At 40.8% G+C, this 19668-nt stretch carries 13 protein-coding genes; 2 read left to right on the forward strand and 11 right to left on the reverse strand.

The annotated features are described in order from the left end of the window. Positions 1–57: 57 nt before the first annotated feature. Genes MED121_RS16095 through MED121_RS16110 form a run of 4 tightly spaced genes read right to left on the reverse strand, consistent with a single transcriptional unit; the run spans position 58 to position 7070 of the window. Positions 58–2784, reverse strand: a complete 2727-nt coding sequence (locus MED121_RS16095; RefSeq protein ID WP_009834783.1) for a hsp70 family protein — start codon at positions 2782–2784, stop codon at positions 58–60. Then, positions 2784–4556 (reverse strand): Hsp70 family protein, encoded by a 1773-nt coding sequence (locus tag MED121_RS16100; protein ID WP_009834784.1) that lies wholly within the window; start codon positions 4554–4556, stop codon positions 2784–2786. The genes MED121_RS16095 and MED121_RS16100 overlap by 1 nt, the downstream gene beginning before the upstream one ends. Further along, entirely contained in the window at positions 4557–5156 is a 600-nt protein-coding gene (locus MED121_RS16105) for a DUF2760 domain-containing protein (protein ID WP_009834785.1), read from the reverse strand. 3 nt (positions 5157–5159) lie between these two features. Continuing rightward, on the reverse strand, positions 5160–7070 hold the full coding sequence (locus tag MED121_RS16110; RefSeq protein ID WP_009834786.1) for an ATP-binding cassette domain-containing protein: 1911 nt from the start codon (positions 7068–7070) through the stop codon (positions 5160–5162). A 320-nt stretch (positions 7071–7390) separates the two neighbouring features. Between MED121_RS16110 and MED121_RS16115 the strand changes: the two genes are divergently transcribed. Further along, positions 7391–8500, forward strand: coding sequence for an efflux RND transporter periplasmic adaptor subunit (locus MED121_RS16115; RefSeq protein ID WP_036180933.1), 1110 nt, complete (start codon positions 7391–7393; stop codon positions 8498–8500). Between the two features lie 8 nt (positions 8501–8508). Beyond that, positions 8509–11673 (forward strand): efflux RND transporter permease subunit, encoded by a 3165-nt coding sequence (locus tag MED121_RS16120; protein ID WP_009834788.1) that lies wholly within the window; start codon positions 8509–8511, stop codon positions 11671–11673. Positions 11674–11776: 103 nt separating this feature from the next. On the opposite strand, the gene modC is transcribed toward MED121_RS16120, so the two are convergent. The 7 genes from modC to paaE form a co-directional block, all read right to left on the reverse strand. After that, positions 11777–12934, reverse strand: a complete 1158-nt coding sequence (gene modC, locus MED121_RS16125) for a molybdenum ABC transporter ATP-binding protein (protein ID WP_036180935.1) — start codon at positions 12932–12934, stop codon at positions 11777–11779. A 4-nt stretch (positions 12935–12938) separates the two neighbouring features. Then, the gene (modB, locus tag MED121_RS16130; RefSeq protein WP_009834790.1) at positions 12939–13655 is read right to left on the reverse strand and encodes a molybdate ABC transporter permease subunit; all 717 of its coding nucleotides are present in this window, start codon (positions 13653–13655) and stop codon (positions 12939–12941) included. Between the two features lie 21 nt (positions 13656–13676). After that, complete coding sequence (gene modA, locus MED121_RS16135) at positions 13677–14480, reverse strand: molybdate ABC transporter substrate-binding protein (RefSeq protein WP_036180937.1); 804 nt, start codon at positions 14478–14480, stop codon at positions 13677–13679. A gap of 146 nt (positions 14481–14626) precedes the next feature. Beyond that, complete coding sequence (locus tag MED121_RS16140; protein ID WP_009834792.1) at positions 14627–15166, reverse strand: GNAT family N-acetyltransferase; 540 nt, start codon at positions 15164–15166, stop codon at positions 14627–14629. A 173-nt stretch (positions 15167–15339) separates the two neighbouring features. Continuing rightward, positions 15340–15927, reverse strand: a complete 588-nt coding sequence (locus MED121_RS16145; protein WP_009834793.1) for a phospholipid scramblase-related protein — start codon at positions 15925–15927, stop codon at positions 15340–15342. Positions 15928–16411: 484 nt separating this feature from the next. Continuing rightward, complete coding sequence (paaZ, locus tag MED121_RS16150; RefSeq protein WP_036180939.1) at positions 16412–18460, reverse strand: phenylacetic acid degradation bifunctional protein PaaZ; 2049 nt, start codon at positions 18458–18460, stop codon at positions 16412–16414. 101 nt (positions 18461–18561) lie between these two features. Then, a complete protein-coding gene (gene paaE, locus MED121_RS16155) occupies positions 18562–19659 on the reverse strand; it encodes a 1,2-phenylacetyl-CoA epoxidase subunit PaaE (RefSeq protein WP_009834795.1) in 1098 nt (365 codons plus the stop codon). Between the last annotated feature and the right edge of the window lie 9 nt (positions 19660–19668).

Raw genomic sequence — 19668 nt, forward strand, 5'->3', positions numbered from 1 at the left:
ACGGCCAATAGAGATTGGCCTTTTTTGATTAGCGCAGCGCTTAAACACAATAAATAACTAGTCGATTAAACTTAAGCCAATAGGCAATGAGTCACCGATAAATTGGTTCAAAGCATCTTTATTCAGTTGGCCTTCCTCTAAACGTAATGCCCAATGGGCTGGGCACTTATCTTTCTTGAGTTTTTTAATGATTTTTTGCTTTAACTGCTCAAGCTCTTTGTCTTGCGCTGGATTTGTTTGCGTCATCAACACCGCTGCCAATCCGGCTTGTTTACGTTTTTTCCAGTCTTCTTTTAAACTTGACTCCACCAGAGGCTTAACCTTATTAAGAGGTAAAGCATCAATCGATTCAGACAAAACAAGTTGCTGACTGGCTAAGCGGCCAATGGTCCACCAAGCCGTGTCTGGTTCAGACGATTTTGCTAGGCGTTTGGATAGCCACTCGATACTGGTCAACTTTGTTTCAAAAGGCAATCTTTCTAAAGCACCAATCAGGCGAATCAAATCATCACCAGAACGGCTGGTCAGCTGCTTTACTTTTTCTCTTGAACGTTGGCCCGTAGGCGAATAATAATCGGCAAACTTTTTATGAAGCGTTAATTGCTCATTTTCATTCAAGCCCGCTGCAATACGACGCCACAAGGTCCAATATTGGCCCCACACCATCGCATCATCATGGTTTGGCGCTTGATGAGAAAGGGAAAATAACTGCCCCACTCTTTCTTCATCATGATCAGCGCCATAGCCAGGCCTCATACAAAAGCCCGTTAATTGATACCACTGTCTCTCATGACTTGCGCTTTTTAGCCTACCAGAACGTAAACTCCATAATTTATCAACCAGACGTCGGCTGGTGGCCAAATTCCACTCATCTCTATCCCCCAAAAGTTTATCAATATCTACTTTTAGAGATTTGATGGCATTGGGGTTTTGCTTTTGACCCATCTTAGAAAAGCACTGAGTTAATAACTCCTCTGCAAGACCGAGGTTTTTATGCATTAATGCTTCCGTTTTGGCTGCACTTTGCTGACCAGATTGATTTAATTGAGTAGAAAAGTTTAGCGACCACTTATGAGTTGAATTAACCTGGAGAAGCTCAACCGCAAGCACACCAATTTCGGTCAATTGCGCTCTGACTTTGACACTAACCTGCTGCTCTTGATCTGATTCAAGATGAGAGATAAGGTCGGATATAAATACAACGCCTTCCTCTTGTTCAACCAAATCGCCTGCATCATGTAACACGCTGTCATCACTACGATACAAAGGGAAAACAACATCTTGTCCTAAGGTGACTTGAAACTCTTGATCAAGGGCAACCCATTGATTCTTAGCCAAGCCTTTTGGTAACAGTGTTAAATATTTCCCTCCATTTAAAGCAAGATAAAGGCTATGAGCCACACCACTTTCGATACGAGTTAGGGATTCTGATGCTGAATTTTGATTTGCTAAACCCGAGACATAAATGCAAGCGCCTTTAGCCACAGCATGATCAGGCTCTATGCCAACACATTCAAATACATCCTTGCCAGCCCAATGGGATAATTGTGTTAATAGACGCTGCTTCAATCGATCACTATTAAATAAACCGCCATTAAATAGTACCGCATCCGGTACGCTTTCCCCTTCTCCACAGGCCTCAGCGATTGCCTTTTGATGCAAGTTTAAAAAAGCGGCTAAATGACGTGTCATGGCCGCATCTTTTTCATAGGGTAAACCAAGTGTGTGAACCCCATAACTGGATTTATTAACCGCTTGATCAGCATCAACCAGAGGGAAAAAACCTTGATCGACTTGCTCTATTAATGTGTCGCGATTAACCTCAAATTTTTGTGATCCGCCGATTAAACGAGAGCCGCCACCTAACACGGTTAAACTCAGGCTTTGTGGTGCATCATCGCTTAAAAAAGACTCTTTAGCTTGGCGAGTTTGCTGCACCAAGGCCGCTAATCGTGAGGCAGATAACGCCGAAATTTTTTGAGGGTCCAGTTGATATGCCAAAGCTTGATCAAGATTATCTCCCCCTAATAATAAATGATTGCCAACAGCCACCCTGTGCAAAGAAACCTTATGATTAAAGTTTTGAACTTTAACCAAACTGAAATCCGTGGTTCCACCGCCAATATCAACCACAAGTAACATTTTCTTTTGAGCGAGCTGATCAAGGTTACTAGGATGACTGATCCAGTGATAACAAGCCGCTTGAGGTTCTTCAATTAAATAAAGCTGGTCTAATCCAATACTTTTAGCGGCTTCTAATGTGAATGCACGGGCTTCTTCATCAAAAGACGCAGGCAGAGTTAAAGCTAAATGCTGCTCATTAAGTGGCGCCTCTTTAAATCTGTGATCCCATGCATTTTTAAGGTGCTGCAGTATTAGTGCAGATGCTTCTAACGGTGAAAGTTTAATGTCACTATCACTGCCCCAAGGTAATATCTTTTCTCTTCGATTTACCTGACGGTGGCTTAGCCAACTTTTTGTACTTTGTACTAGTTGATTCGCCCTTTTTTTACCAAGCTCCAATGCCCCCATACCGATTAGGTTAGCGTCAGAATCACTTGTATCACTCCATGGCAGTAAAGGCTTGAAGTGTGACCTTTCATCTTTAGCAATCAGATAAATGGCACTGGGTAAGTGGGTAAACTCCCTCACACTTGCATCAGACATACACTGGGGGATTGACAGTAAATGACTAATGCTAGCGGCTTCATTTACTTCACGATAAGACACCACTGAATTTGTCGTGCCAAGGTCAATACCAACAAAGTACTTAGGCTTAGACATTAAACGTCCCTTACTTGATATTCCAAGCTCCAACTCAAATCTGATTGAGTGTCATGAGCCTCTAATAAAAGTAAGCCAAGATCTGTTACTTTAGATGAAAGCAGTACCCTAACCATATCGCCTTCTTGATAATGCCCAGCATCGAGTCTTACTTGTATTTTTCCTAACTCATTTAGGCTCGCAAGCGAAAAAGCATTCACCGTTTGTCCCATTTCAGCAACTTCAGATGTTTTTGACTGGAAAAATCTAAAATCAACATCTTGGCCGACGATCAAAGCAAACTCACTGCTTAGCATTTGTTCGTCACTGCCTTCATCTAAACCAAAGGGAGCGATACAAACAGCATCCACTGGCGGTGCCATACCTGGAATCGCAGGCATTGGGCTTTCAACCCCAACATAGTAGTTTGCCGCTAAACCGCTTTTAACTTTAATACCGCCATCAGACTGAACCAGAGCATAATAAGACGCACCTTTAGCGACCGCATTATCAAGGCTATTTTCCTCGTGAGTTGCAAGTAACTCGATTTGATTATTTTCATCATCAGATAAGAGCGTTTGCAAAATAGCTTGGATACGCTGTTTCACTTTAGGGGCTTTAAATACACCACCATTTAATAAAACTTTTTGCGGCTTAGCCTGATTATTAGCCAAAAACTCACTAATATGTCGGCTAATAGCAGGATCAGATTCAAACTCTAAATTAAGTTTGATAATACCCACCCTGGCATTAGAATGAGCCTGCTCACCATAGCTCACTAAGGGAAAAAAGCCTTCAATCAAGCTGGCTAAAGCCGTTTCTTGGCTGATGCTCGTCTGTAATTTGTTGGCAAACAAACTACGGCCACGACTTGGCACCACAAGATTGACCTCATCAATGACCTCATCACTTAACAATCGCTCTTTCGCCTGTCTTGCCGCTTGGGTTAATGCACTGATCTGCCAAGGTTCAAGCTGAGTCCCTGTTGCCGCTATTTGACCAGCAGCAACATAGGTCAATGCCATGTCCATATTGTCACCACCCAACAAGATATGACGACCCACAGCGATTCTTTCAAGACGCATTTCACCCTCATCATCGATCGCTTGAATCAAGGATAAGTCTGTCGTACCACCGCCGACATCAATAATAAGAACCTGGTCATTTAACTGGATTTTATCTTGCCATTTTCCAGCACTTGATAGCCAAGCATAAAAAGCTGCAAGAGGTTCTTCGATCAGCCTAGCCTTGATACCGCAGGCATTAGCCGCCGCTTCAGTGCTGGCTCTTGCACTTGGGTCAAATGACGCAGGCACAGTTATGACAACTTCCTGCTCAGATAATAAAGCAGATGGGAACGCATGATTCCAACTTGCAACCAAATGCTCAAGCAAGGACTGTGTCACTTTAGCAGGTGATAAGGTGTTTATTTCTTCAACAGCATCAATAGGCAAGACAGATTCATCAGAGCCGACTGTTTTATGGCATAACCAGCTTTTTGCACTCTGGATGAGACGGCCAGAAGATTTAGCGCCCATTTCACGTGCCAGTTCGCCAATAACATAGTCACTTGCCCCCCATGGGAGCTGTAAATCACTGGCAAGCATTTCGCTAGAATGAGGTTGGTAAATAAATGATGGTAATAAATTACGATCAGCCACTTGCCCTGGTGCAATTAACTGTGGGATTTTAAATTGAATGAGTTGCGTCTCATCAGTCCCTTTTTTCGCGTAAAAAATAGCAGAATGGGTTGTTCCTAAATCGATACCCACAAAATATTGAGCATTAGACATTTATATTTCAACCTCTGCTGGTGCTAAAATATTCATATCTTTGGTATCAGAAACCTTAGGTAGATTATGTTTTACCACCTTCCAGCCAGGATGAATTAAGGTGCCATTAAATGGCCCCTCACCTTCTACTCGTCCTTCTAGTTTATATTCCTTGCTGTTATAACCATCTGCTAAGCTAATACGGCTACTTTCTTCTTGTTTCGAAACAGTGTCTATCTCAAAGTTTTGGCTCAAAACTTTAGCGCAACCAGAGTGAATAATACGGCTTGCAGCGCCAACTTCAGCATCAGAAAAGGCTTGAATATCTTCTTTAATAAAATCAATTAAACGTGCTTCTTGCTGCATTAGCTGAAGCAACTGATAAGCACCGTCTACCGACACGGTTTCTAAACGTGGTGCTTCTATTTCACGCACTTCGGTAACAGTTTCGATAACAACTTCTTTTACAACTTTTTCAGGCACTTCAAAAGCAAACTTTTCGTTTTGATTAATCAACTGAGATCGACCAGCATAATCTGAAGAAGATAGGTATTTAAAAAAATGTCCAAATGCGCCAAAAAATCTTGGTACGAAGGAGATTGGAGTTACTTTTTTAGTCATAATTTATCCGTTTTGCATTTCTTCTAATTCAACCCATCTATCCATCTGCTGTTCTAGCTGGGTTTCAATTTCTGTCATTTTTGCTAAGCCAGCCTGAACCGTATCTTGATCTTGGCTATAAAAATCATCCGCCCCCGTGATGGCCATTATTTTTTCAAGCTCTGCCTCAATCGCCGCTATCGTATCTGGCATTTGATCTAATTCACGCTGCATTTTATAACTTAGTTTGCTTTTGGCCTTAGGTTTTTTCACCTCAGCTTTAGGCTTAGCTTTCTCCGTTTGAGTTGATGTGTCTTTGATGCCATCAGGCGTTTCTGGCTCTACCACAAAGCGACCACCTTGACGAAGCCAGTCTTGATAACCTCCCACATACTCTTTCACCACACCGTCACCTTCAAAGGCAATGACACTGGTGACGACATTATCCAAGAAGGCACGGTCATGGGAGACCAAAAGCAAGGTGCCTTGATAGTTCATTAACAGCTCTTCAAGTAACTCAAGTGTTTCCACATCAAGGTCATTGGTTGGCTCATCCATGATGAGTAAGTTGGCAGGTTTAGTAAAAAGTTTGGCCAGCAATACCCTGTTTCGTTCTCCACCGGATAAGGCTTTGACCGGAGTACGAGCACGCTCAGGGGGAAATAGAAAGTCACCCAAATAACCTATGATGTGTTTATCACGGCCATTGATTTCGACGGTATCTTTACCTTCACCCACGTTTTCAGCAACGGTTTTTTCAGGATCTAACTGTTCTCTTAATTGATCAAAGTAAGCAACGTTTAACTTTGTACCTTGCCTTACGACACCTTGATTTGGTTCAATTTGACCGAGTAGGATCTTTAAGAAAGTACTCTTACCACACCCATTGGGGCCAATAAGGCCAATCCTGTCACCACGTGTGACCATCAAATCCATAGGTTGAAGAATGACTTTATCTTCAAAACGGTGAGCCACTTGGGTAAATTCAGCCACTAATTTGCCTGATTTATCCGTGCTTTCGATTTTCATATTTGCATTACCCTGACGGTTAATGCGTTCAGACCTTTCTACTCTTAACGCTTTTAATGCGCGGACACGACCTTCATTACGTGTACGACGCGCTTTTATCCCTTGTCTAATCCACACTTCCTCTTCCGCAAGGCGTTTATCAAACAAAGCATTGGCTCTTTCTTCTTCTTCAAGCATTTTAGCTTTAAATTCTAAAAAGCCTGAAAGGTTACCGCTGAACGAAATAAGATTGCCACGATCAAGTTCTATAATGCGATTGGCAAGCTGTTCCAGAAAGCGTCTATCGTGAGTAATAAATAAGATTAAACCGCGAAATTGCTGTAACTGTTTCTCCATCCATTCGATGGTTGGTACATCCAAATGGTTAGTCGGCTCATCCAATAACAAGATGTCAGGCTCTGATAAAAGTGCTTGGGCTAAAATAACTCGTCGACGCCAACCACCAGAAAGTTCAGCCATTTTTTTATCGCCAGGCAATTGTAGCTTTTGAATCATCTGGCTAACTTTTTGTTCGAGATCCCAGCCTTGAATATCATCCAGTTTATGCTGGATATTGCTTAATTCATCACTGTGGTCATTATCAAGGTCTTCAAGCAGTTGGTAATAGCGCTTTAACAAGGTATTTGCTTCAGCTCTTCCTTCACTGACGACTTCTTTAACTAGCTTATCATCTGCTCTTGGTAGCTCTTGGGGAAGCTGTGCAATTTTAATCCCTCCCTCAATACGAACAACCCCTTCGTCCGGAATAATGTCCCCAGCGACGACCTTTAAAAAGGTGGATTTACCCGCACCATTGCGACCAATAATTGCGATACGTTCGCCCGCTTCAGCCGACACACTAATGGAAGACAAGAGTGGGTTATGGCCAAATGCAACGCTCACCTGTTCAAGAGATAATAAGCTCATATGTTTATTCACTAAAATATAAAAAGATAATGGCGCGCATTCTACCAGCTAAGGTGCAAAACGTTTAGCGAATCGAACTCATTTTATGGCTAGGAATTAAAATAAATCATTGTGTTTTATCGTTTTTTTCTATCATTGAGTAGTTTATGAGCAATTTAGTGACAGAAAAATGTCTTGCTAGCGTTAAATGTCCACATTTTTTGCACATTTGTATGATTTTTTGTGAAGTATGTCAGTACATTCCCTGTCACAATATATTTTATGTATGAATATTGAATCTCGGTTCGATTGAAAATTTTAGTATATTTATGGAGTCCCTGATGGATCTTAAAAGTAAAGCTGGACCAATCACTGCTGTCACTATTTTAGGTGCTGCGGTAGCTTGGATGGCTGTAGGTGGAAACGGAATCACACAAGCGCAGGCACAAAACACAGCATCAGAAACTCAGTCCCCTACCCTTGAGCAAAACGTCACTGTTGAGAATACTTTAAAGAAAAAGGTTCAAGCTGAAATCGTTCATGCCCAAATTATGCAGGATAAAATCACCCTATCAGGGACCACTCAGCCAACGAAGGAAATTCAGTTAACCACAGGAGCGGCAGGTAAGATTCGTAACATACTCTTTAATAAAGGCGAATACATACCTAAAGGGAAAGCAATCTTATCTATAGATACAAGAAGCTTAAATGCAAATATTGCCCAAGCAAAAGCGCTTATCGCACAAAGACAGCTTGAGTTGGATGGTGCGGTTAAGCTTAAACAGCAAAAATATTCGTCTGCTGTCAATGTAGCAACAGCAAAAGCGGATCTAGCATCAGCTAAAGCGACGTTAAGAAGTCTTGAAATTGATCTTGAAAATGCCGTGTTAGTGGCACCCTTTTCAGGTGTGTTGAACACCCTAGATGTAGAAGTTGGTCAACTGGTACAAAACAATGTGGCAATTGGTGACTTTGTTTCCATTAACCCTTTGACGATTGAAATTAATGTGCCACAAAAGAAGGTGAGCAGAATTAAGCAAGGGCTTCAGGCTAATGTCGCCCTAAGCACAGGTGACAAGGTAGCAGGTACTGTTAGCTATGTCAGTTCCGTTGCTGATAGCGAAACACGTTCAATTGCGATCGAGATAAAAGTGCCTAATGTGGACAACAAAATACCCGCAGGAATCACAGCCCATGTGGATCTTGCCCTACCAGAACGCAGTGCACATGCTTTCTCATCTGCATTATTAACCTTGGATGACGACGGTAACACAGCCGTTAAAACCTTGAATATTGATAATGAAGTGGTTATTTCCCCAGTAGAAATCCTCAAATCCGAACGAGACCAAGTTTGGGTAAGTGGGTTACCAAGCAATATCAACCTGATTACGGTTGGACAAGGTTTCACCAAGGCTGGTGATGTTGTCGACGCATATTATAAAAATCAATAGGAAGTCACATGGTTAGTATAATAAATGCGGCACTGTCTCGCTCAAGAACAGTGCTTATGTTCTTTGTATTGCTATTAGTAATGGGGATTTCATCCTATATCAATATAGCCAAAGAAGAAAACCCTGATATCACGATACCAACTATTTACGTCTCTATTTCTTTAGATGGTATTTCACCAGAAGACTCAGATAGCCTTTTAGTTCACCCTATGGAGAAAGAGCTAAAAAGCATTGAAGGCTTAGATAAAATTTCATCTACCGCCTCAGAAGGACATGCCTCAATTACGCTGGAATTTGACAGTAATACAGATATTGATCAGGCATTGGTTGATGTGAAAGATAAGGTGGATACTGCTAAAGCGGATTTACCTGATGATGCGGATGAGCCAACCGTTAACGAAATTAACTTATCTACCTTCCCTGTATTGCAAGTCACACTGCATGGTGATGTTGAGTTTGCGACCCTAAGCCGTATTGCCAACAATCTTCAAGATGATATTGAAGCGGTTCAAGGTGTTTTAGAGGCTGAAATTAGCGGCGATAGAGAAGATCTCGCTGAGATTATTATTAGCCCAGACGCCCTAGAGTCTTACAATCTAGATCTAACAGATGTTGTTAATACCTTTAACAATAGCAACCAATTAGTTGCAGCTGGGACGCTAGACACAGGCTCTGGCCGTTTCTCTTTAAAAGTGCCAGGTTTACTTAAAACAGAAGAAGACATTTTCAACCTGCCGATGAAGGTTGAAGGTGACAAGGCCGTATTACTTAAAGATATTGCAACGGGTCATATGACTTTCAAAGATGCAACAAGCTATGCGCGTCTTGATGGCAAAAGTAGTATTACTTTAGGTGTTTCCAAACGTGTGGGTGGCAATACCATCAACATGATTACCGCCGTTAAAGAAGTCATTGAAGTTGAAAGTACAAAGTGGCCTGAAGGCGTTAAATATAGCTTATCTCAAGATGAATCAGTGAGTATTTTACAATCACTGAATGACTTGTTTAACAATGTTATTTTCGCCACAGTATTAGTGATGGTGGTCATTGTTGCCTTCTTAGGATTAAGAACCTCCTTCTTAGTTGGGATTGCAATTCCAGGCGCTTTTTTGATGGGTATTTTAATCTTGCACATGCAAGGTTTTACCATGAACATGGTCGTACTTTTTGGTTTGATTCTAAGTGTGGGCATGCTGGTTGATGGCGCTATTGTCGTGACTGAGTATGCTGATAGAAAATTAGCCGAAGGTGCCTCAAAACAACAGGCATACTCAGAAGCGGCACAACGAATGGCTTGGCCTATTACGGCATCAACAGCAACCACGCTAGCGGTCTTCATGCCTTTGCTTTATTGGCCTGATATTGTGGGTGAGTTTATGCGCTATATGCCTATCACAGTGATTGCCACACTCACCTCTTCACTGGTCATGGCATTAATCATTATTCCTACTATAGGCTCAATCATAGGTAAAAAAGGGGTATATACACCTGCTACCGAACGAACCTTAAAGCTTACCGAGTCAGGTGATTTAAGCCAGCTGAAAGGCTTTACAGGTTTATATTCAAAACTCCTGTCTCTCTTTGTTAAGGGACCTTGGTTTGTTCTGGCATTTTGCATCATGCTATTGGTCACTGTTTTTATGTCTTATGGCCAATTTGGTAAAGGGGTTGAGTTTTTCCCTGATAGTGAGCCAGATATCGCTAACCTAGAAATACGAGCGCGTGGCGATTTATCACTCAATGAAAAAGATGACATTGTTCGCCAGGTAGAGCAGATTGTAATCGGCCACCCAGATCTTAAAAGTGTTATTACAACCAGTACAGCTTCGCCTGGTAATCAATCATCTCCTGACAGTATAGGTACACTTTCTCTGGAGTTTATCGATTGGTATGCGCGACAACCTGCAGAAGTCATCTTATCAAACATTCGTAAAGAAACGGATAAGATACCAGGCATTATTGTCGAAGCTGAAGTGAAGCAAGATGGCCCGCAATCAGGAACCGATATAGAACTTGAGCTGTCTTCCGATTTCAGTGAGCTGTTAAATATTACCGCAGACCGACTCGTTGAAGAGTTAGGCCAGCGCAGCGAGATTGTCACCGTTAATGATGATAGATCCTTACCAGGCATTGAGTGGCAAATTGACATCGATCGCGCCCAAGCACAACGCTTCGACGTTAGTGTTGCAACACTAGGTAACGCGATTAAATTAGTGACAAACGGCATTACCCTCTCTGATTTTTTACCAGAAGGCGCGGATGATGAAATTGATATTGTTTTACGCTACCCCGTTAATCAGCGTAGCTTAGAACAACTTGATAACATTATGATTCCTTCCAATGTTGGCCCTATTCCAGTTAGCAATTTCATTGTGAGAAAGGCGGCCCCCAAACAAGGTAAGATTAACCGTGTTGAGGGTAAAAAAGTGGTTAATATTAGCGCAGATGTGAAAGAAGGCTTAGTCGTTGATCAGGTCATCAAAGCCATTGCAGCCGAAATGGAAGCGTCAAATATGCCTGCTGAAGTTGACTATCAATTTAGGGGGAATACTGAAGATCAACAAAAATCTCAAGCATTCTTAATGAATGCCTTTGGTATCGCCTTCTTTATGATGGCTATCATTTTGGTGACTCAGTTTAATAATTTCTTCCAATGTTTATTAATATTAAGCGCCGTTATTTTCTCAACCATGGGTGTACTTGTTGGCCTTATGGCTAAGGGCGAACCTTTTGGTATTGTAATGAGTGGCGTTGGTGTCATTGCGCTTGCGGGGATAGTCGTCAATAACAATATTGTCCTAATAGACACCTTTAATAGTCTAAGGGCTCAAGGGATGTTGGTTGTTGAGGCAGCCGTCAGAACCGGAGCACAAAGATTACGTCCTGTGTTATTGACCACAGTCACCACCATATTGGGACTTATCCCTATGGTATTTCAGTTAAATGTGGACTTGATGAACCAGAGCATTAGCATTGGTGCCCCATCATCACAAATGTGGACTCAGCTTTCGACTGCGATTGCCGGCGGTTTACTGTTTGCGACACCATTAACCCTTTTCTTAACCCCTTGCTTATTAGTACTGGGTTATAGACGTAAAGAGCGTAAAATGCTTAAAGCCTTGCAAGTTGAAACCAACAAGCAAGAACAAGAAACACTATCAGCACAAGTGTAACTGGCTGATTTAAAATAAAAAAGGCATCTTAGGATGCCTTTTTTTATGGGGTTAACTAAATTTTTACAAATAGGTTAATCTGCCAAGTTAACTAAATATGGCTTTATTGTATGGGTACCAAGCTGGTAGATTTTATTTGGGCGACCACTTTCATGCCCATTTTTAATTTCATTTCTCGCCATGCCCAATTACTGATTTTAGCCATAAAAATCACACCATTAGTATCTGCCATATTAACCAGTAGAGACTGCTCTCGACCCACTTCTTGACAAGAGACAATACGACAAACAATACGGTTGCGGATACTGGATAAGGATGAGTTTTCTAATGAAATTGACACATCTTGTGCATCAATTAACAATCTAAATTTATTCGAGGTGTCCACTTGTTTTTTAAGAACCGTTTTTTTCAGATCACCTGAGGTTTGGTGCTGCCCCATACCCTGTGCTTTCATCCATAAAAATGAGCCAGTAAGTCGTCCGCTTTTTTCATGTACGAATTCCACTTGAGACATAGCATAGTCAAGATGGTCAAACTTATGCACGGCACTATAGGCCATACTATGAATTTGATTATCAATGTTTCCACCTTGGCTTCTTTTATTCCAGACTGATTCAAGCGGCCCATAATCCAACACTTTCCCCGCCTCTAATAAAACCAAATTATCGGCCAAGGTCATGGCTTCACTTTCATCATGACTTACCATAAGGATGGGAATATTTAATTGTTTTACAACCTGTTTAAAATAGCCTAAAAGCTCTTTTTTCTTTTCAGTATCTAAGGATGCTAACGGCTCATCTAACAATAAAAGTTTAGGTTTTGAGAGTAGCGCTCGCCCTATTGCCACTCTTTGTCTTTCTCCTCCTGACAGTGTATTTGGCATACGCTTTAACAAGGTAGCAAGGCCTAAAAGCTTTATCAGTCGATTAGATTCATCATTAGCTGTGGCCTTTGAAGCATAAAAAAGATTCTGTTTGACATTTAAATGCGGAAATAACCTCGCATCTTGAAAAACATAGCCAATTTCTCGTTTATACGTCTTAACATTTATGCCTTTATGACTATCAAAAAGCACAGTATCAGCAAACTTAATTTTCCCCATATCAGGGGTCATTAAGCCAGATATCATATTGATGAGGCTGGTTTTACCCGCACCTGAAGGGCCATAAATCATGGTGACGCCCGATTTAGGCAACTCTAAATTAAATGCTAATGAGTGGTTACCCATGCGTTTTCGTATTTTAATATTTAAATAGGACATCTGATTACTTCACCCCTGCCAATTTGTTTTTCATTTTTCGGGTTAGCAACTCAGATAAGACCAAAGCAATAATCGCGATGATAATGGCAATAATGCATAGCCTTGCCGCCATTAGCTCAGCTCCAGGTGTTTGAATAAAACGATACATAGCAAGAGGTAAGGTTTGGGTTTGACCAGGAATATTAGCCGCAAAGGTAATGGTTGCACCAAACTCACCTAACCCCCTTGCAAGCCCTAAGATAGCACCAGAAATAATACCAGGCAGCGCAAGTGGCAAACTAATCGTCAAAAATACCCTTAAAGGTGATGCGCCTAATGTTAATGCAGCCTGCTCGATTTTAAGATCAATTAAGTCAAATGCTAAACGAATACTTCTTACCATTAAGGGTAATGCTACAACAGCAACCGCTAGCGCAGCTCCTTGCCATTTAAACGCGAATTGAAAACCGAAATTATCTAATAAGAATCGACCTAAAATTGACTGAGTTGAAAAGCTCATCAGTAAAAGATAACCAATAACAACGGGGGGTAGGACTAAAGGTAAATAGACTATAGCTTCAAATAACGACTTTCCCCAAAATGATGTTCTGGATAATAAATAGCCAATAAAAATGGCCAATGGGAGCACACATAAGCTGGCCACACCAGAAACCTTTAAGCTTAATATCAGCGCGGTTATTTCAAACTCTGATAGCTGAAAACCTTGTATAAACTCTAACATTTACGGGTTTAATCCTTATCTCTAATTTTCTAAAAATCCATGACTTACAAATATGGCCTTCACCTCATCACTGGTTAAGTAACGACTAAAGCGGGCGATTAATTCTGTTTTAGATTGGCTGATATTTTGTGTATTTTGCACCTTGGCAAAATAATAGTTTATTGGATCATGAAAATCGCTAGGAATTATGCAGATGATATCAATGCTCTTTGAATTAATCGCATCTGAATAGTACAAGAAACCATAATCGACCTGCTTTTGTTCAATAAAAGCCAAGGTAGAACGCGCATTCGCACTGGGTATTAGCTTAGTTAACATCTTGTCATAGAAACCACTTTTGATCAGTGTTTGTTTGGTGTAAATACCCAAAGGCACATGACTCATTTCAGCAACAACTACTAAATCATCGATTCCGGCTAAAAAGCTTAGGTAGTTTTGTGTTGTACTTTGGTCATAACAGGATTGAGACAAATGATTAGCACCAGTGTCTCGGCTTTTGACTAACACCAACTGATTGGAAACAAGGTGATTAAAACCATCGTCTGATAATTTGTTTGCTGCGTCTAAATACTCAATCCATTTTTTATTGGCAGAAATAAACAAATCGGCCGGAGCACCATATTGAATCTGGCGGGCTAACACTGATGAAGCCCCATAATTGACCTGAAGTGTATCTTGTGGATTGAGGGTACGAAATTTTTGAGAAATCCTTTCAAAGCTTGGCGCGAGAGATGCGGCAACAGAAATAGACAAGTTTTCAGCCTGAGCAAAATTTATCATTCCCCATAAAAGTAAGCCATAGGCTAGTTTGAAAGTATTAAACAAGCGTTCCCCCAATGATTAGAAACAATAAAATAGTACGCATCATAGCAAATTCAGATCATTGGAAATAGAAAAGATAAAAGCAGATTGTGTGGATAATCGAAAGTGTCATTAAAAATTAGCTTCCTTAATGACACTCTTGATTAGTTTTACTGGAGCTGGGAGTTGAAACTTTCAGTACTTAAATTGTATTTAGTAAAAGATTTGTGAAGTGAGTTCATGCCAAATTCAATGTCTGCTACGCCACCATTTGATTCAATTGCTTTTCTGGCCACCGTGTTTGATTTATCGACCTTGATACTAATACTCTCAATGTTAAGTTGCTTTAGCTTCTCTTTAGCCTGAATCAGAGCTTGCTTGGTAATGCCTTGCTTTCTAAATCTAGGTGACACATCAAGTTCAATATTCCCTCTCTCAAGTGTTAATTGAGGCTTGTCAATATGATGTCGAATTCTCAATACGGCTGTCACTTCATCAAATTCATTAATCAGCCAATAGTGATGACAGCAAATATCGCCAGAGTGACGACCTAAGGCACTGGCATCATCCCGAAGTTGTTTAACGTAGGATTTGAACCCTTCACGTGAAGGAGCATATATTGCAGATAATTTTGGGTCTGTTAACTCAAAATCCTTATAAAAGCGTAAAAATGAAGTCTCAAATAGACCAGTGGGGGATATAAATTCCATTTCATTCTCCTTGACGATATCGCTTTTTAATCAGAACCAGAAAATTAATATAGACCTAAAAATAGAATTTGGCAGCGTTTTAATGAATTTTGCAAAAAGAATCACTATCTATAAAAAACCTCTAAATTATTAAGATTTAAAGGCTTCTTCTTTAGTTATAAAGTTGCTTCTCGTTATTCCTTGAGTACCATATCAATACACATAACCGCAGCCAGAATCAGTTTTCTAACATCGTGATCCGCTTCAATTTCTTCTGCAATTTCAAGTATGTAGTTATCAGCACTTGAGAAAAGTTCTTGCCCTATCCCCGCCCATTTTTTAGAAACATGGGCAAACTCTTGATCACCCCGCTTAAAATAAAAGTCCCAGCCAGTCCATTTTCCGGATAAGGTACAAATTGACTCATCATTTTTATCAAGTACATCAAACCTGCCCCCGATTGATAAAAATTTCTGTTTGAAACCTCCAATCAAGTCATTGTTTTCATCACGCACCTCAACCTTTGATAAAAAGAATGATATGCCACGTGAGATACGCACTATTCTTTGTCCATCAGGCGTTTTAATTTGTATATCAAAAGGCGTCATTCTTTTGTAATCGGTAAATCGCAATAGCTTGGTAATCCAACCTAAATTTGGCTCACGGCACTCTAAGATTAATTCGCCATTTTCAGGATCATAAATATCAAAGTTATTTGCCGCTTTAAATAAGCCAATATGTTCCTTTACTAAAAAGAGGTTTTTGTTGATTACCTGACTCACAATGTCATCCTATTAAGATATAAAACACTAATTTATCATATTCATTAAGAGATTGATCTGGAATCTATTTCTAAGTTTTTTATCTTACTAACAGGCGCTTTTTTTAAGATAAACACTCGATCCAAACTTAAGAAAACTACGCAAACCATAATGCTGTATATAAACACAGTATATTGTGATTTTCATCTATGACTCAAAATTGAATTAAAGCGAGGAAAAGATACCAATCAGTATGATTTTTGAGCAAAACCTTTGATTTAAATAGGTTTTGGTTAAGTTTTTACGGAGATCAAAATAATACTGTATGTTTATACAGCATTATTAAAAAAGTCACCCCGCTCTAAAAAGCCACCTTGCCCTAAAAAGTCACCTTGCCAACGGAGCAACAAGCTTGAAGCCTAAGTTTAGACAAACTATGAATAAGCCCTCCCGCCCCAGCGTCTGGCTAACACGCCAGAGAATTAAGGCGAGAGTCGCAATTTCCTTAGTGAGTAGACACCATATCCTTAGCCACTAGGGTTAATATGTCATAGCTAGCCACCAGCACATCTTCTTGATCGGTTACTTGAACATCCCAAACAACCACCCCTTGTGGTTTACCATCTTTAGATTCCTTACCTTGGTCTATTTTACGCTTACAAGTAAGTCTTGCTCGTATTGTGGTACCAATAGGAACAGGTTCAATAAAGCGTAAATTATCTAAACCATAGTTAGCTAAAACAGGACCAACACCTGGATCAACAAATAAGCCTGCAGCCGCTGACAAAACAAAATATCCATGGGCAATACGCTCACCAAACTGAGATTCTTTTGCCGCAATATCATCAAAGTGCATATAAAAATGATCCCCCGACAAAGAACCAAAATTAACAATATCAGCTTCTGTAACCGTTCGCCTATGGGTCAACAGGGATTCACCAATTCGTACCGATTCAAAACTACGTTTGAAAGGGTGAATATCTGTTTCAATCACTTTTGCTCCTCTTACATACTCCCCTGTCACGGCGGATAGCATGGTTGGAGAGCCTTGAATAGCAGCCTTTTGCATATAATGGTGAACAGCGCTGATACCAGCAAGTTCTTCTCCTCCACCAGCACGACCAGGGCCACCATGCTTTAAAAAGGGTAAAGGCGAACCATGGCCTGTAGACTCAAGTGCCGCTTGTGCATCCAAAATATGCAGCCTACCGTGTAAAGCGGCCAAGCTTGGAATCATTTTTGCCGCAATCATGGGGTCTTTAGTGCACAAGGTGGTAACTAAACTGCCTTTACCTAAAGCGGCAATGGCCAATGCTTCTTCAATAGAATCATAAGGCATCATGGTGGCAACTGGGCCAAATGCTTCAACATCATGGGCAGCACAATGAGTAAGAGGTTGATGATTAACAAATAAATGAGGGGCAATAAAGGCCCCTTTTTCACAACCAATCCCTTTCGCGTTTGTCGCTTGAGAGTAAACAAGCTCACAGTTTTGACTTAATTCAGCAATTTTTGCTTTGACGTCTTCAAGCTGGTCGATAGATGCTAGCGCCCCCATTCTGACCTCTTTTGCATCTGGATCGCCATAGGTTACCTTGGCAAGCTTTTGACTCAACTTATCTATAAGCTGTGGCATGATATCTCTAGGCACTATGATACGCCTGATTGCCGTACACTTTTGGCCAACTTTAGTGGTCATTTCTTTAAATACTTCACGTACAAAAAGATCAATTTCAGCATCATCTAAACTGACATCAGGCGCTAAAATAGCCGCATTAAGAGAATCCGCTTCTGCATTAAAGGGAATCGATCGATTAACCAGGTTTTCATGGTTTTTCAATAAACGCGCAGTGTGTGCTGAGCCTGTAAAGGTCACAACGTCCTGCTCAATAAGATGATCAAGCAAGTCCCCTGTACTACCGATAATCAGTTGTAAGCTACCTTCTGGCAACAAACCTGATTCATGCATTAATCTCACCGTTGCTTCGGTAAGATAACTTGTCGCGCTAGCCGGTTTAACCATGCATGGCATGCCCGCTAAGAAACAAGGTGCAAATTTTTCTAACATGCCCCATATAGGGAAATTAAAGGCATTAATATGGACTGCTACCCCTCCTTTAGGCACCAGTATATGGGTACCAGCAAAGTCATTATTTTTGCCTAAAGGCATCGCACTGTCTGCGTGAATTAAATTCCCCGACGGCAGTTGATTTCGCCCCATACTGGCATAGGCAAATAAAGTTCCAAAGCCCCCTTCTATATCTATCCAGCTATCATTTCTGGTCGCGCCTGTTTCACGGGAAAGGCTATATAGTGACTCTTTATGTTCAAGCAAGTATTTGGCGAGATTTCTAAGACAAGTTGCCCTTTGTTGGAAATCCATTTGCATTAAAGCTTGTTGTCCCTGCTTTCTTGCATACTGTGCTGCTTTATTAAAGTCTGGCACTTCCGCATGTGTCGCTCCGATCAAGTCACCATTGATAGCACTTTTTAACAATGTGTTTTGTGTTTCGCCTATCCATTGGCCCGTTAAAAAACTTTGGATTATCTTCATGAAAACCTCTGTGTCATTATTCTTCTGTTTATTCTTTAATTGTTTTTTGCGTATAACTAAAACAAGATTTATCTCGTTACTCATGGTGAGATTAAGATGTGCTAATGATCGTAACTAAGTACCACTTTGCTGCTAATTGGATAACATTGACATGAGAGTACATACCCAGCTTCAACTTCGTAATCTTCAAGAGCAAAATTCACATCCATTTCCACTTCCCCCTCTAAGACCTTAGCCTTACAGGTAGAGCAGACGCCCGCCGTACAGGAATAAGGTAAGTCAGCACCTATATCATTCCCCGCGTCTAATATCGTCTTATCGTTATGAGCCAATTCAAAGTCCATCTGCCTGCCATCATGGATAACCGTGATTTCACTCATTTCAGTGGCTAAAGCAGATTGATTCGCCCTGTTAGCTTGTCGCATATCTTTTGCTTCTGACTCGGTGTGAAACAATTCAAAATGTATCTTTTGATTATCAAGACCTAGCTCTTCAAGACTTTCGGCAACTTGCTCAGTCATGGATTGAGGCCCACAAATAAAAGCACCAGCAAGTTCATCTACTTTCATGAGTCGCTGTAAAAGCACTTGGCATTTATCCGCATCAATACGTCCGTTATAGAGGTTGATATCTTGTGTTTCACGGCTAAAAATGAAAACCAGATTAAACCTATCCATATAAGCATTCTTTAAGTCTTCTAGCTCATTACGAAACATAGCGCTGGCAGTCGAGCGATTACCGTACATAAGGGTGATGTGTGAGTTTTCATCTTTTTCTAAAGCGGTTTTAATAATCGACAAGATAGGTGTAATTCCACTCCCTGCAGCCACTGCAAGAAAATGTTTGGTCTTGGCTCTCTCTTGCTCTAGTGCTAAATCCAGACCTAAACCAAATCGCCCTTGCGGCGGCATTACCTCCAAACTATCACCCACTTTTAACCCATGGTTTGCATAACTAGAAAACAGGCCTTCAGGAACCTGTTTTATACCGATTCTTAATTGTTCATCATTCACACTTGAGCAAATAGAATAGGAGCGCCTAACATCTTGACCATGAATCTCTTTTTTAAAAACCAAATACTGTCCTTGTTGGTACTTAAATTTATGCTCTAATTCGTTTGGCACAGAAAAAGTGATGGACACAGCCTCCCGTGTCTCTCTTTGTATCTTGTTGATGGTTAGCGGGTAAAATTTGTTCATAAGATTCAA

Origin of the sequence: Marinomonas sp. MED121, assembly GCF_000153025.1 — a bacterium.
In the GTDB taxonomy this organism is placed as follows: Bacteria; Pseudomonadota; Gammaproteobacteria; order Pseudomonadales; family Marinomonadaceae; genus Marinomonas.